Origin of the sequence: Cryptosporangium arvum DSM 44712 (assembly GCF_000585375.1) — a bacterium.
Classification (GTDB): domain Bacteria; phylum Actinomycetota; class Actinomycetes; order Mycobacteriales; family Cryptosporangiaceae; genus Cryptosporangium; species Cryptosporangium arvum.
In genome coordinates this window covers 7,751,460-7,765,837 of record NZ_KK073874.1, presented here as the reverse complement: position 1 = coordinate 7,765,837, position 14,378 = coordinate 7,751,460, and the positions used below count along the sequence as shown (strand labels likewise).

Annotated in this window: 14 protein-coding genes; 8 read left to right on the top strand and 6 right to left on the bottom strand. The window is 73.3% G+C overall.

All coding sequences use genetic code 11. From position 1 onward, the window contains the following. The first annotated feature begins 183 nt into the window (after positions 1-183). Genes CRYAR_RS47745 through CRYAR_RS35280 form a run of 3 tightly spaced genes read left to right on the top strand, consistent with a single transcriptional unit; the run spans position 184 to position 2,449 of the window. The gene (locus CRYAR_RS47745) at positions 184-684 is read left to right on the top strand and encodes a PH domain-containing protein (protein WP_051571356.1); all 501 of its coding nucleotides are present in this window, start codon (positions 184-186) and stop codon (positions 682-684) included. 32 nt (positions 685-716) lie between these two features. Further along, on the top strand, positions 717-1,574 hold the full coding sequence (locus CRYAR_RS35285; protein ID WP_035857505.1) for a PHP domain-containing protein: 858 nt from the start codon (positions 717-719) through the stop codon (positions 1,572-1,574). Positions 1,575-1,606: 32 nt separating this feature from the next. Beyond that, a complete protein-coding gene (locus tag CRYAR_RS35280; protein ID WP_035869076.1) occupies positions 1,607-2,449 on the top strand; it encodes a RecB family exonuclease in 843 nt (280 codons plus the stop codon). Here the strand turns inward: CRYAR_RS35280 and CRYAR_RS35275 are convergent. Both CRYAR_RS35275 and CRYAR_RS35270 read right to left on the bottom strand, forming a co-directional pair. Continuing rightward, positions 2,435-3,286 (bottom strand): oxygenase MpaB family protein, encoded by an 852-nt coding sequence (locus tag CRYAR_RS35275; RefSeq protein ID WP_035857504.1) that lies wholly within the window; start codon positions 3,284-3,286, stop codon positions 2,435-2,437. The two genes, CRYAR_RS35280 and CRYAR_RS35275, sit on opposite strands and share 15 nt — an antisense overlap. A gap of 19 nt (positions 3,287-3,305) precedes the next feature. Further along, complete coding sequence (locus CRYAR_RS35270) at positions 3,306-4,172, bottom strand: alpha/beta fold hydrolase (protein WP_084701378.1); 867 nt, start codon at positions 4,170-4,172, stop codon at positions 3,306-3,308. Between the two features lie 98 nt (positions 4,173-4,270). Here CRYAR_RS35270 and CRYAR_RS35265 point away from each other — a divergent pair, with 98 nt between their 5' ends. After that, complete coding sequence (locus tag CRYAR_RS35265) at positions 4,271-4,807, top strand: DUF2231 domain-containing protein (protein ID WP_035857503.1); 537 nt, start codon at positions 4,271-4,273, stop codon at positions 4,805-4,807. Here the strand turns inward: CRYAR_RS35265 and CRYAR_RS35260 are convergent. Then, complete coding sequence (locus tag CRYAR_RS35260) at positions 4,804-5,172, bottom strand: hypothetical protein (protein WP_157018299.1); 369 nt, start codon at positions 5,170-5,172, stop codon at positions 4,804-4,806. The two genes, CRYAR_RS35265 and CRYAR_RS35260, sit on opposite strands and share 4 nt — an antisense overlap. A 2-nt stretch (positions 5,173-5,174) precedes the next feature. Then, positions 5,175-6,953: a DEAD/DEAH box helicase gene (locus CRYAR_RS35255; protein ID WP_245620570.1), complete on the bottom strand. Its 1,779-nt coding sequence runs from the start codon at positions 6,951-6,953 to the stop codon at positions 5,175-5,177. Between the two features lie 394 nt (positions 6,954-7,347). On the opposite strand from CRYAR_RS35255, the gene CRYAR_RS35250 reads away from it, so the two are divergent. Then, positions 7,348-8,034, top strand: a complete 687-nt coding sequence (locus CRYAR_RS35250; RefSeq protein ID WP_211247799.1) for a ferritin-like fold-containing protein — start codon at positions 7,348-7,350, stop codon at positions 8,032-8,034. Between the two features lie 50 nt (positions 8,035-8,084). Here the strand turns inward: CRYAR_RS35250 and CRYAR_RS35245 are convergent, their stop codons facing one another. Both CRYAR_RS35245 and CRYAR_RS35240 read right to left on the bottom strand, forming a co-directional pair. Next, positions 8,085-8,312: a DUF3107 domain-containing protein gene (locus CRYAR_RS35245; RefSeq protein ID WP_035857501.1), complete on the bottom strand. Its 228-nt coding sequence runs from the start codon at positions 8,310-8,312 to the stop codon at positions 8,085-8,087. An 88-nt stretch (positions 8,313-8,400) separates the two neighbouring features. Further along, positions 8,401-9,063, bottom strand: a complete 663-nt coding sequence (locus CRYAR_RS35240) for a TetR/AcrR family transcriptional regulator (RefSeq protein WP_035857500.1) — start codon at positions 9,061-9,063, stop codon at positions 8,401-8,403. A 213-nt stretch (positions 9,064-9,276) separates the two neighbouring features. Between CRYAR_RS35240 and CRYAR_RS47740 the strand changes: the two genes are divergently transcribed. The 3 genes from CRYAR_RS47740 to CRYAR_RS35225 are packed head-to-tail and all read left to right on the top strand — an operon-like array spanning position 9,277 to position 14,337. Further along, positions 9,277-12,267 (top strand): hypothetical protein, encoded by a 2,991-nt coding sequence (locus CRYAR_RS47740; RefSeq protein WP_051571354.1) that lies wholly within the window; start codon positions 9,277-9,279, stop codon positions 12,265-12,267. A gap of 21 nt (positions 12,268-12,288) precedes the next feature. Continuing rightward, complete coding sequence (locus CRYAR_RS35230; protein ID WP_035857499.1) at positions 12,289-13,257, top strand: alpha/beta hydrolase; 969 nt, start codon at positions 12,289-12,291, stop codon at positions 13,255-13,257. A 27-nt stretch (positions 13,258-13,284) separates the two neighbouring features. Next, the gene (locus tag CRYAR_RS35225; protein WP_051571353.1) at positions 13,285-14,337 is read left to right on the top strand and encodes a DUF3152 domain-containing protein; all 1,053 of its coding nucleotides are present in this window, start codon (positions 13,285-13,287) and stop codon (positions 14,335-14,337) included. Positions 14,338-14,378 lie beyond the last annotated feature (41 nt).

The window sequence follows — 14,378 nt, the reverse complement described above, 5'->3', positions numbered from 1 at the left end:
ACACCGGTCCCCACCGACGACGATCCTCCGCGTCCGGGGCCACCGCGTCCGGGGCCACCGCCCGCGCCGGATCCGCTCGATCCGTCGAGCGGTCGACCGCCGCCCCCGGCACCGCCGACCGCCGCGCCCGCGCCCCCACCGCCGCCGAAGCCGTTCCGCCCGATCCTCGAGCCCTCGCGGCACGTGGCTCAGTACCTGTTCGACAGCGAGCGCTACTGCGGCGAATGGCGTCGGCACTGGATCGCGGTCAGCCAGTGGCTGCTGGCGCTCGCCGGCGGAACGCTCCTGCTCGGCTACGTCGTCGGCGCGATGGGCAGCGTGCCCTACGTGGTGGGTGCCGCGGCGGTGCTCTGGCTGGTGCTGCTGCTCGTCGCCGGGTTCCGGATCGGCGACTGGTTCTTCGACAAGTTCGTGCTCACCGACAAGCGGGTGATGCTCATCGAGGGCATCGTCACCCGCCGGGTCGCGATGATGCCGCTGGCCCGGGTCACCGACATGGCCTACCAGCAGAGCCCGCTCGGCCGGGTGCTCAACTACGGCACGTTCGTGCTCGAGTCGGCCGGTCAGGACCAGGCGCTGCGCGAGATCGCGCCGCTGCCGTACCCGAACGAGCTCTACCTGCTGTTCTGCCAGGTCATGTACGACCCGGAGGAGATGCTGGCGGTCGGCGAAGAGGCCGACTGACGTCGCCGAACCTCACGTGGCTACGGTGAGGCGTGGAGCGGATCGACCTACACACGCACTCGACGGCCAGTGACGGCACGGTTCGGCCCGAGCAGCTGGTGGTCGACGCGGTAGCCGCCGGCCTGGACGTCATCGGGTTGACCGACCACGACACGACGGCCGGGTGGCGGCCCGCCCTCGACGCGCTGCCGCCCGGGCTGACGTTGGTGACCGGTGCGGAGCTCTCCTGCCTGTGGAACCCCGAGCGCGGCTGGCCGATCAGCCTGCACCTGCTCGCGTACCTGTTCGACGCCACCGAGCCGGCCTTCGCGGCCGAGCGGGCGATGCTGCGGGCCTCCCGGCTCACCCGGGCCGAGGAGATGGTCGGCATGCTGGTGGCCGACGGCGCGCCGATCACCTGGGAGGGCGTGCTGGCCATCGCCGACGGGGCGCCGGTCGGCCGTCCGCACATCGCGCAGGCGCTCGTCGCGGCCGGGGTCGTGCGTGACGTCCCGGAGGCGTTCGCGTCGGAGTGGCTGGGCGCGCGATACCGGGTGCCCAAGCGCGACATCGAGGTGCTCGAAGCGTTGCGCCTGGTACGCGGCGCGGGCGGGGTCACGGTGCTGGCCCACCCCAAGGCGTCCAAGCGCGGCCGGGTGATCGACGACTCGGTCTACGCCGAGCTCGCGGCGGCCGGGTTGAACGGCGTCGAGGTCGACCACCCCGACCACGAGCCGGCCGAGCGGGCCTCGCTGGCCGGTATCGCCGCCGACCTGGGCTTGCTCACGACCGGGTCGAGCGACTTCCACGGCACGAACAAGACCGTTCGGCTGGGGGAGAACACCACGCGTCCCGAGGTGTACGAGGAACTGGTCGCCAAGGCCACGGGCGCGGTTCCGGTCACGGGCTGAGGTTGTCGTACCTCCGTGCGAAGATCGCTGGGATGGAACAACTCGGGCTCGCCGGGATGCCGACCCGGCTCTTCTCCTGCACTCCGTCCAAACTGGCCTCGTTCGCGGAGTGCCCACGCCGGTACCGCATGACCTATGTCGACCGGCCGACGCCACCCCGGGGTGCGCCCTGGGCGCACAACGCGCTGGGCGCGACCGTGCACAACGTCCTGCGCTCGTGGTGGTTGCTGCCCCGGCCGCAGCGCACGCCGGAGGCGAGCCGCAAACTGCTGCGCGAGGCGTGGATCTCCGACGGGTACCGCGACGCCGACCAGCAGGCGGGTGCGAAGGAACTCGCGCTCGGCTGGCTCGAGCGCTACCTGGAGAAGGTCGATCCCGGCGCCGAGCCGTTCGGGCTGGAGCGCACGGTGGCGATGCGCACCGAGCGGCTCGCGGTCTCCGGCCGCATCGACCGGCTCGACGACCGCGACGGTGAGCCGGTCGTCGTCGACTACAAGACCGGGCGCTCCGCGCTGTCCGAATCGGATGCCGCGGGCTCCCAGGCGCTGGCGCTCTACGCGCTGGCCGCCGCCCGTACGCTCCGGCGGCCGTGTCAGCGCGTCGAGCTGCATCATCTGAGCGCGGGTGAGGTCTACACCCACGTTCACACCCCGGAGCGGCTGGAGCGGCATCTGAGGCGGGCGGAAGCCACTGCTGCGGATGCGGTCGAGGCCGAGACGCGCTTCAAAGAGGGCGGCGCGTCGGCCGATGAGGCGTTCCCGCCCGCGCCGGGGCCGCGCTGCTCGTGGTGCGACTTCCGGCGCCACTGCCCGGAAGGGCAGGCGGCCGCGCCCGCGAAGGAGCCGTGGGCGGCGCTGCCCTCAAGCGGGGAGTGAGTCCAGCCGGCGCACCGGGATGCCGGCCACGCGGGCGCGTGCGGCCTTGAGGTGGGGGCCCTCCCGGACGGTCGCCGGGAGCGCCAGCACGGCGGTCCGCAGCGCCCGGAGGCTCGCGGTCGCGGTCAGCTCGGAGCCCGGCAGCACCGGTAGGTGCGTGTAGAGCTGCTTGGCCCAGCCGGGCAGCAGCCCGAAACTCATCGCGACGAGCGCTCCCCAACTCGGGGCGGCCGGCGTCGCCCACCGCACCCACCAGCGCATCGGGGGCACGCTCACCAGCCGCAGGCCCTCGTAGGCCGGCCCGGTGGCCCGCAGCAGCGGCCGGACCTCCGCGAAGTACGCGGCCAGTTCCGCAGTGGTGCGCGGGACCTCGTCGGTGAGGCCGATCAGGCGGGCCTGACGCACCTGCTCGGCGACGTACCGGTCGGCCTCCGCGTCGGAGAGGCGCAGGCCGCCGCGCCGGGCCGCGTGGAGGAACGAGTCGACCTCGCAGCAGTGCACCCAGAGCAGAAGCGACGGGTCGTCCACCCGGTAGACCTCGCCGGAGTCGGGGTCGACCGCGGTGAGCCGCCGGTGCACCCGGCGGACCTTGCTCGCGGCCTCCTCGGCCTCGGCCGCGGTGCCGAACGTGGTGACCGCGACGTACTCGGTGGTGCGCTGCAGACGTCCCCACGGGTCGTCGCGGTACCCGGAGTTCGCCGAGACACCGGCCATCGCCACCGGGTGCAGCGCCTGCAGCAGCAGCGCCCGCAGGCCGCCGACCGCGAACGACGGGTCGGCGTGGATGCGCCAGGTGACGCTCTCGGGCCCGTAGAGGCCGAGGTCGGAGATCACCATGGGGCCTCCAATAGTCGGATCATCGAGTTTCAGTGTGCACCCAGAACGCCGTGAGCGCCGCCGCGGTCGCCGCCGGGTTCTCGATCGCGGGCGAGTGCGCGGCGTCCGGGACGACCTCGTAGCGGGCGCCGAGCCGCTCGGCCATGTCGGCCTGCACGGGTGGCAGCCAGGCGTCGTCGTCCCGGCCGTGACAGACCAGCACCGGGACGCCGGTCTCCCGGAGCTCGGCGGTGCGGTCGGGCTCCGTGCGCAGCGCGTCGCCCATTCCCTGCAGGCCCGCGGCCGACGAGGCGACGAACCGCTGCTTCAGGAACGACTGCAGCTCCGGGTCGAGCTCCCGCCAGCCCGGGTCGAGGCGGGCCGCGCGGTCCATCGCGTCGAACACCGCGTCCATGCCGAGCGGGAGCAGCGAGGCGAGCCTCTCCATGCGGTCACGTCGCGCACCGGCGATCGCGCCCGGGCCGGAGCCCAGCAGCGTCAGCGAACGGAACTCCGCCGGGGCCGCCAGCACGGCCGCGCGCGCGACCAGCCCGCCGAACGAGTGCCCGACCAGGTGCGGGCGGTCGTCCCCGAGCGCGGCGGCCACCGCGCGGACGACGTCGCCGAGCCACTCCACGGTGTAGCCGGGGACCGAGCCGGGGCCGGGCGACTCGAACTGGCCGGGCTGGTCGATCGCCACCACGCGGTACCCGGCCTCGGTCAGCGGGTCGAACAGCGGCGCGAAGTCCTCCTTGCTGCCCGTGTACCCGGGAACGAAGAGCGCGGTGCCGCGGCGGCGCCCGGCGGGCGCGGCGTCCCGGCCGACGACGTCGCTCCGGTTGCCGTCGAATTCGGCACAGGCCGGGAAGACGACCGGTTCGGCGCGGTGAGGGGCGAGCTGGGTCACGCTTCCAGTGTGCCCGCGAACCTGTTGCGCAAGTTCCACGTGTGACTAGCCGAGCGTTTCCTTAGGGTACGGCTGTAACCCTGTCGGCGGAGGTTCCCGTGTTCGAGAAAGTGTTCGGCCTGCCGGCCCACCCGTTGGTGGTCCATGCCGCGGTCGTGCTGGTGCCGATCGCGGTGCTGTCCGCGTTCGCGTACGTCCTGGTGCCGCGGCTCCGGCCCAAGATCGGATGGGTGCTGGCGCTCAGCTCGCTGTCCGGCGCCGGCGCCTCGATCGTCGCGGCCGAGACCGGCGACCGCCTGGCCAAGTTCCTGGGCGGGTCGGAGGCGATAAACGAGCACGGCGGCTTCGGGCTGGACACCCGCAACATGGCCGTGCTGCTCGCCGTCGTGGCCGTCGTGCTGCTGATCGTCGAGCGCACCCGCGCCAACCGGCGTGAGCCGATGCGTGGCTACGAGCGCGACCAGTGGGGCATGGTCGGTGAGCCGCCGCCCGCCAACAGCAGCGGCTCGACCGTGCTGACCGTCGTCTCGGTGGTGCTGATGGTCGCGCTGCTGGCCACCGCGGTCGGCGCCGCCGTGTCGGTCGCCCAGGCCGGCGACACCGGCGCGCGCATGGTGTGGGAGAGCGTCGGCTAGATGCCGCCGGCGGCGGTGCCCGCCCGGATCACCATCATCAGCAGCAGCAGGAAGAGCACCACGAGCGTCAGGACGCCGACGCCCACCGTGACGGCGCGCGCCTGCGCGTCGTCCCGGTCGAGGGCCTCGTGGTCCTGCTCCGGCAGCGAGCGCGCCGTGGGGCCGGCGACGATCACCGGGCCCCACCCGACCGCCTCGGCCGGGCGCTGCATGCGCGGAGGACCGCCGTACTGCGGCGGCGCCGCCGGAGCCCGACCCTCGGGCCGGTCCGACGACGTCGAGTCGGCCGGGCGACGCCAGAAGACGTCGCCCGCCGAACCGTCCGGAGAAGCCCAGCCGTTCAGACCGTTCACGGACGGCGGCACGGTCACTCGCCGCTGGCGGCGTCGGCCGGTGCGTCGGCCTCGGTGCCGGTGGCCCGGCGGGCCCGGCTCGCCCCGGTGCTGCGCCGACGACGACGCCGACGCGGAGCCGCGCCGTCCTCGCCCTCGGCCTCGGCCGGAGGAACGACCTCGCCGTCCTCGGAGGCCGGGAGGAACGCCGGGGGAGCGAACGCGGGCGGCGCGAGCGTCGGGGGCGCGAGCGTCGACACGGTGGCGTTCGGCGTCTCCTCCGCGGTTTCGACCGCCGTGTCCTCCGGCACCGGGCTGGTGCTCAGCACCTGGCCACCGCGCATCCGGCGGCGGGGCTTGGTGCGCTGCCTGGCCGGCAGCTCGACCTCCGCGGCCTCGTCCACGGGGCCACGGGGGTCGACGTCGTCGCCACCCTTGCGGCCGCGGACCCGGGTGCGGCGGGCCTTCTTGCCACCGGTCTCGCCCAGGTCCTCGACCTCTTCGGCGTCCAGGCCGGCCCGGGTGCGCTCCGCGCGGGGCAGCACGCCGGTGGTCGCGGTCGGGATGTCGAGCTCGGCCAGCAGGTGGTCCGAGGTCGAGTACGTCTCCGGCGGATCGGCGAACGGCAGGTCGAGCGCGGTGTTGATCATCGTCCAGCGGGTGAGCTCGTCCCAGTCGACGAACGTCACCGCGACCCCGTCGGCGCCGGCGCGACCGGTGCGGCCGATCCGGTGCAGGTAGGTCTTCTCGTCCTCGGGGCACTGGTAGTTGATGACGTGCGTGACGCCGGTGACGTCGATGCCGCGCGCGGCGACGTCGGTGGCGACGAGCACGTCGACCTTGCCGGAGCGGAACGCGCGCAGCGCCTGCTCGCGGGCGCCCTGCCCGAGGTCGCCGTGGACGGCGGCGGCCGCGAACCCGCGGTCGATGAGCTCGTCGGCGACTTTCTGGGCGGTGCGCTTGGTGCGGCAGAACACCATCGTCAGGCCACGGTCACGCGCCTGCAGGATGCGCGAGAGCATCTCGGACTTGTCGAGCGCGTGTGCCCGGTAGACGTGCTGCGCGGTGGTGGGCACCGTGCGGCCGGCGTCGGGCTCCTCGGCGCGGATGTGCACCGGCTGGCGCATGAAGTGGCGGGCCAGGGCGACGATCGGGCCCGGCATCGTCGCGCTGAACAGCATCGTCTGCCGCTCGGACGGGATCGTGGCGAGGATGCGCTCGATGTCGGGCAGGAAGCCCAGGTCGAGCATCTCGTCGGCTTCGTCGAGCACCAGGATCGACACCGCACCCAGCTGCAGGTGGCCCTGCTCGACCAGGTCGAGCAGGCGGCCCGGGGTGCCGATGACGACCTCGACGCCGTTCTTCAGCGCGGCGACCTGGGGCTCGTAGGCCCGACCGCCGTAGACCGAGAGGACCCGGACCTTACGTGTCTTGCCGGCCGCGGACAGGTCGCGCGTCACCTGGACGCACAGCTCCCGGGTGGGGACGACGACCAGGGCCTGCGGCGCGCCGCTCGAGGCGCGGGCACCCTCGCCCGGCGCTTCGATACGCTGGAGCAGTGGGACACCGAAGCCGAGTGTCTTGCCGGTGCCGGTGCGGGCCTGACCGATCAGGTCGCTGCCCGCCAGCGCGATCGGGAGCGTCAGCTCCTGGATCGCGAACGCCCGGGTGATGCCCACCGAGGCCAGCGCCTCGACGGTCTCCGAGCGGACGCCCAGCTCGGCGAAGAGCGGGTTCTGCTCGCTGACCGGCTTCGTCGCGGTGAGTTCTTCGATCTGCTCGATCTCGGGAGCGCCGGTGGTGGCGTGCTCCAACAGGACCGGGTCAGCTTCTGTCGTGTCGTTCGTGTTCAGGGGTCTTCGCCTCTCTCCGAGTGCGCAGACGCCCTGGTGGATCCGGTAGCAACAGGGGCACGTCCGGCGCTCGCGCCTGCCGCGGTGCGGCGGGCGGGCTCAACGGGACGGTCGCCCTGGAGTGGGGTCCGCGCTCGATGTTCAACTGCTGTTGGTGCTGGTACTACCGTCTGTGGGTCCGAGGGACCTGGCGCCCGCGCGGGGAAGATGACTACGGCGCGAGTCAGTGCGGTGACGGGTGTCACCTCACTCATAGCCTACCGCGACGGTTTTCGCACCTGCGGTGGCGTGGCCACGTGATCGGCGATCTGTGACGAACACCGCCATGCGAACCCCACGCTTCGCAGGCTCTACGGTGTGCACGTCGACCGTAGAACAGTCAGTTCGAGGAGTTCCGCTGAGCGTTTCAGGCACTGACGCGGTAGCCGACCTCCTGGGTGTTCTGTGCTACGGCGCGCTCGTCGCGTTCGACAACCTCGGCGCCGACGCGCGGCTCGCGCCCGACCTGCGGCGACGCGCCGCCCTCAGCGAGATGGCCGCGGCCGAACTGGTGCATTACCGGCGGCTGGCCGACCGGCTGGGTGAGCTCGGCGTCGACGCGGTCGATGCGATGACGCCGTTCACCCCGTCGCTGGACGCCTACCATGAGTCGACCCGGCCCCGGGACTGGCTGGAAGGGCTGGTCAAGGCGCACGTCGGGGACGGCATCGCGGACGATTTCTACCGCGAAGTGGCGGCGCACCTCGCCGAGCCCGACCGTTCGCTGGTGCTCGAGGTGCTGCACGACGACCGGCACGCCGAGTTCGCGGTGGCCGAGGTGCGGGCCGCGGTGAGCGCCGACCCGGTGCTGGCCGACCGGCTCGGGCTGTGGGCCCGGCGGCTGGTCGCCGAAGCGATCACGCAGGCGCAGTTCGTCGTCGCCGCGCGTCCGGGCCTGGTCGAGCTGGTGGAGCCGAGCGGGCTCGCCGGCCTGGCCGCGCTCATCGACCGCCTGACCACCGCGCACGCGGCCCGGCTGTCCGCGCTGGGACTCCGGAGCTGAACGAGGAACGCCCGGCCGCGACGGCCGGGCGTTCCTCGTTCATTCGTTTATCAAGGCGTACCGAAACCTACGCGCCGGAGCTCCGACTCGGCGATTTCGACGTAAGCGATCTTGTCGGCCGGGACGACGACGCGCCGCCCCTTCTCGTCGGCGAGGGACAGCAGCCCCGACCGCCCGCCGAGTGCCTCGGCCACCGCCTGCTCGACCTCGTCCTGGCTCTGGGTGCTTTCCAGCACGAGCTCGCGCGGAGCGAACTGCACGCCGATCTTGACCTCCACCGCAGTGCCTCCTCGCTGAACACGCTCACTTCAATCGAGCTAAAAGCTATCCGATCGATGTCGTGACCGAGTGGCTCGGGCGGTGGTGTCAGCGCTGAGCGGAATTTTCCGCCTCGCGCTCCAGCGGGAACTCCGAGATGCCGCGCCAGAGCAGCGTGCTCAGCAGCCCGATGGCTTCTTCCTTCGGAACGGCCCGGTTGGCGTTCAACCAGTAGCGCGCGGCGATTTCCGACGCACCGGTCAAACCGACCGCGAGCAGCTCGGCCCGGGCCCGTGAGACACCGGTGTCATGCCCGATCGTGTCCGCGATCGCCTCCATGCACAGCTGCGAGGCGCGCTCGACCCGGTCGCGCACCGCGGGCTCGTTGCGCAGGTCGGACTCGAACACGAGCCGGAACGCCTCGCCTTCCCCGTCGACGAAGTCGAAGTAGGCCTTCGTCGCCAGGTGCACGCGGATTTTGTTGTCGGTCGTCCCGGCGAGGGCCTGTGTGACATGGTTCACCAGCGCCTCGGTGTGCTGGTCGATCAGCGCCAGGTACAGGTCGAGCTTTCCGGGGAAGTGCTGGTAGAGCACGGGCTTGGAGACACCGGCCCGATCGGCGATGTCGTCCATCGCCGCCGCGTGGTAGCCATTCGCGACGAAGACCTCCTGCGCGGCGGTGAGCAACTGTCGACGTCGCGCGGACCGCGGCAGCCGACCCGTCCTGGCGCCGCTCGCGGCGACCGGATCACTGCTCACCGGGGTAGCCATGGTCTCCTCCAGCCTTGCGGACCTTTCCGCACTTACCGCCGGGTAGCAAGACTACGCGAGGTGTCTCGAACGTTCTGCCCGCTCGGCCGGAACCGCCGTACGTTCGGCCCGTTTGCCCCTTCGGTACTGGACCGTTCCCCCGCAGAGGCCTGACCGGAAGGGCCATCCGTCGGTAGCCTGCACTCGAGGTCGAAGGAGAAGAAGGAGCACGTCGTGACCACCGCTCCGCATCGCAACCGACATCTGGTCGGCGCGCACGCGGTGTTCTCGGTGCGCTCCTCCGGTCCGGAAAGCTCCCGGCCGCTCGCGGTGACCGCGTTGCTCGACGCCGTGCGCGCGGTGGTCGGCGTCCGTGACGTCGAGCTTCGAACCGCAGCGGGCGGAGACCGTACTCTGCATGTGGATCTCGCCGACGGTGCGGACGAGAGGGCAGTGGCGTGGTCAGTGACCCGGATCCTGGACGAAAGGCTCGGCGTGGAGGTTGACCAGACCCGATCGGTTCTGGTGGACGATGGTGTGGACGAGGGTCGGAGCGTGCCGCTCGACGGTCCGCAGCGCCGTGTCCACCTCGAGCGCTTACAGGTCGTCACCGGTGGCTTGGACGTCCGGGTGGACGTCGCGCTCGCGACGCACTCGGCGCGTGTCGTCGGTTCGGCCAGCGGTCCGGCCGTCGAGCGAACCGTGCTGCGCACGGTCGCCGGCGCGACGCTGAACGCGGTCGACGCGTTACTCGAGGGCCGCGCCCGCTGCGGGCTGGACCAGGCCGAGCTCACCGACATCGGGTCGGACCGGCTCGCCGTCGCGGTCGTGACGCTGCTGACGCCGGGCCAGGTCGACCGGCTCGCCGGCGCGGCGCTGGTGCGCGGCGACGCACGTCAGGCCATGGTGCGCGCGGTGCTCTCCGCGCTGAACCGCCGGTTCGAGTCGTTGCTCCCGGAGAGCGGCGCGTCGTCATCGTCGTGGGCGGCGGCCAGCCTGCACTCCGCGCCTCCGCTGGCGGTCGAGAACACCGCCACCTACCGGACGATCATGGCCGGTACCGACTTCCCCGACAGCCCGAGCTACGGCGGCGGTTCCGGCCGGCCGGAGAGCCCCGGTGTCCAGGAGGAGCCCGCGTACGACGCCGAGCCGGAGACCGAGCCGCTGTACTCGCCGCGCGCGGACGTCACGCGTTCGGAGAGCACTCCGTTCGGCACGTCCGACATTCCGACGTTCGGCGCGTCCGAGGGCTCGCCGTTCGGCGCGACGGAGAAGTCGTCCGAGAGCTCGCTGTTCGGTGCGGCGGAGAAATCGTCGTCCGGGGCCTCGCCGTTCGGTGCGGCGGAGAAATCGTCGTCCGGGGCCTCGCCGTTCGGTGCGGCGGAGAAATCGTCGTCCGGGAGCTCGCCGTTCGGTGCGCCCGCCTCCGAGCCGCTCGTCCGTGAGCCGGTGCGTGGTGGCCGCGCCGCGCGTCGCGCCGCCGCGGCCGCGCGTGAGGAAGCCGAGCAGCCGTACGGCGAACCCCGCCCGACGGCGAGCACCTCCGCGCCCGAGTACGCCGCGAGCACGCCGTTCGTGCCCTCGTCGTCACCGTCGTCCTCCCCGTACACCGACCCGGTCGCCTCGCCGACCGGCGAGCTCGAACTGGCGTCGGGGCCCGGCGACGGTGGCGATCTGGGTGACTGGGCGGCCGCGACCTGGGCCCGCCTGGTCGACAACGACGTCACCAAGGACGGTCCGGAGCGGCCGGCCGCGACGCCGGCCCCCGCGACGCCGCCCCGCGCCGCGGAGCGGGCCAGCGGGTCGTTCCCGGTCGTCACCCCGCCCGAACCCGACCTCGGCTCGCGCTCGAGCGGCGATCTGAGCGCGGCGATGTCCTCCGCGGTGTTCACCCCGCCGGTGGAGCCGGAGGCCTACACGCCGCCGGACGAGCCGGTGTGGTCGTGGCCGACGGGCGGAGAACCGGCCCCGGCCGCCGCCGAGTGGAACCCCCCGCGCTGGGACGAGCCCGCCGAACCCGGCAACGTGTCCTACGGCCGCTCGGCCAACGGCGCGGGCGGCCTCGGTGGCCTGGGCGGTGGCCTGGGTGGCGGCAGCTACCTCGAGCGCGAGTACGGCGGCCTCGGCACCGGCTCGTCCGGTCCGGGCTCGTCCGGTCCGGGCTCGTCCGGCACAGGCTCGTCCGGCACAGGCAACGGCCCGGCCGGCGCGGGCACGTCCGGCAACGGCACCGGCGCGGCCGGCACCGGCCGCGGGCGGCACGGGCGTGCGGACTCCACGGGAGTCGGGCCGTCCGTTCCGGGCCAACCGGGTTCCGCCCAGCAGGCCGCCGCGAACGGTTACGGCCAGCCCGGCGCGAACGGTTACGGCCAGTCGGCCGCGAACGGTTACGGCCAGTCCGGGTCGGACGGCTACGGCGCGTACGGGCCGAACGGATACGGCGGTCCGTCAGCCGGCGGCGCGAACGGTGCCGGCCCGAACGGCGTCGGTCCGAACGGTGCCGGTCCGAACGGCGCCGGTCCGAACGGCTACGGGCTCGGTGGGCCCGGCGCGGGCCGGAACCCCGGCCTGGGCAACCCCGGGCCCGGCGGTCTCGGCGGCCCGACCGGCTCCGGTCTCGGCGGCCCGACCGGCTCCGGTCTCGGCGGCCCGACCGGCTCCGGTCTCGGCGGCCCGGTCGGCCCCGGCTCTGGCCTCGGCGGCTCCCGCGATCTCGGTCCGTCCCGTGACCTCGGTGGTTCCCGCGATCTCGGTCCCTCCCGCGACCTCGGCGGGCTGGGCCCGGCGTCCGGTCCCGGCGGCTACGGCGGTCTCGGCCCGGCGCCGACGTCGTCCGGTCCGCTGGGCTCCGGCCCGGCGAAGTCCGGGCCTCCGCGCCGACGTCACGCCGCCGAGCCCACCGGCACCTGGCCGCTCGTGCACGACCCGCTCGGCCCCGGTGGTGGCCCTGGTGGCTCCGGCGGCGCTGGCGGCCCGAGCGGATCCTGGGCCGACCCACAGCCGATCGGCCCGCCGAGCCAACGCGAGCCGAGCCCGGCCGAACGCGGCTACCGCGGCCCCGGCCCCAACGGCCCCGGCCCCGGCCCCGGCGGTCCCAACGGCCCCGGCGGTCCCAACGGCCCGGGCGGACCCGGTCAGCCCGGCGATCGCCGGGAGCAGCCGGGCGGGCGCGCGCGGCGGCGCTACGCGGAGGAGGACAGCGGCCGGCACGGCGGCAATTACTGATCCGCAGGCACACTGGATCGAGTGACGCCTGCTCGCCTCGCCGCTGATTCCGCCGTCCGTCCCACCGCTGATCCGCAGGTGCCTCCGTGGCCGGGGCGCACCGTCGACGTCCCCTGGCCGGGCGGTACCGTCGCGATCCACGTCCGCGAGACCCCGGCGACCGCGCCGGACGCCGAGCCCGCGCTCTACGTGCACGGTCTCGGCGGGTCGGGCCAGAACTGGACCGACCTCGCCGACCTGCTGTCCGATCGGCTGGACGGGCAGGCGATCGACCTCCCCGGTTTCGGGCGCAGCGGCCCGGCCCTGCCCGGCGGGTACAGCCAGCAGGGCTACGCCGAGCTGGTGATCCGCTGGATCGAGACGTCCGGGCGCGGACCGGTGCACTTGTTCGGCAACTCGCTCGGCGGCGCGGTGGTGATCCGGGTCGCCGCCCAGCGGCCGGACCTGGTGCGGACGCTCACGCTGATCTCGCCCGCGATGCCGGTCTACCTTCCGCAGTCGACGCACCGGCACATGCTGCCGGTGCTGTTCGTCCCGCGGGTGGAGCGCATCGTCGAGCGCATCCTGCGCGGGGCGACGCCGCACCAGATGGCGCGGGGCATGGTCGACGTCTGCTTCGCCGACCCCGACGCGGTCTCGCCGCAGCGGTGGGACGAGGCGGTGGCCGAGGCCGAGCAGCGGCTCGCCGTGCCGTGGGGCGCCGAGGCGTACGTCCGCACGGTCCGAGGGTTGGTGGGCTCGTACCTGGTGCCGCCGGGGCGCTCGCTCTGGCGTTACGCCGGTCGGATCGCGGCGCCGACGCTCGTCATCTGGGGCCACCAAGATCGGATGGTGAGTGTCAAACTGGCCACACGGACCGCAAAGGCGATACCAGACAGTCGATTGCTCGTTCTACGCGGTGTGGGACATACGGCCCAACTCGAATGTCCCCGTATCGTGGCTCGCGCGGTGCTCCCGCTGATAGGGCATCGTATGCAGTACACGGGGTAAGGCTGCGGAAACGGCGACCAGGGAGGCGTGCTGAGCGAGCGGACCGCGGATCCGACCGTTAGCGAGGACGACTCCCCATCGGGTACCGCGACCACCGACTTCCGGGCGCGACGTCCTCGCGGCGCGCACCGGCCGGAGACCACCTCCGAAGCGCGCCGTGCGCTGCGCACCGAGATCCGGCGCGGCCGGCGCCCGGGTGACCGTTCCGCGATCGCCGGGCCGCCCCGCTACTCGGTGTCCGCGACGTACCTGCGTGCTCAGCGGCAGGCGGCCCGGCGCCGCGCGGCCCGTCGTCGCCGCCGGTTCCTCGTGCTGCTGGCGTTGCTCACGTGCGTCCTGGTCCTCGTCGACCTGGTCCGCGGTGACCGCACCGAGCACCGGCAGGACGAGCGGGCGCAGCCGAGCGCCGCCGCCACCACCGCAGGCCCCGACCTTCCCGCGGTCGCCAACCCCAGCGCCGAGGCGATTCAGCCGGAGGCGACGCCCTCCGCGCCGGCCGCGATCTCGGTGCCGCAGCGGGGCTCGGGCACGTTCACGGTGGCCGGTGGCACGACGAAGGTGCGCGGCACCGCCGGGACTCTCGTCCGCTACCAGGTGCGGGTCGAGAAGGGCTCCGGGCAGGGCGCCAACACGTTCGCCGAAGCGGTCGACACGACGCTCGCCGACCCGCGCGGCTGGACCGCCGCGAAGAAGTGGCGCTTCCAGCGCGTCGCCGGCGGGGACGTGGACGCGGTGATCCTGCTCGCGACGCCGGAGACCACGAACCGGATCTGCCGTGCCGGTGGCCTCGACCCCGGGGGGTACACGTCCTGCCGCACCGGCGACCAGGTGGTCATCAACCTCGCGCGCTGGCTGCTGGCGGTTCCGGCGTTCGGCGGCGACCTGGACACCTACCGGAAGTACGTCGTCAACCACGAGATGGGACACCAGCTCGGCCACGGGCACGTGCTCTGCGGCGGGAGTGGCCGACCGGCACCGGTGATGCAGCAGCAAACGCTGGGCCTGCAGGGATGTGTGCCGAACGCCTGGCCGTTCGTGAATGGGAAGTACCTCACGGGTGCGCCGACCGCCGGTCAGTGATCGGGAACAATGGCGGCGCAACCCCGGTTGCCACCCGATGG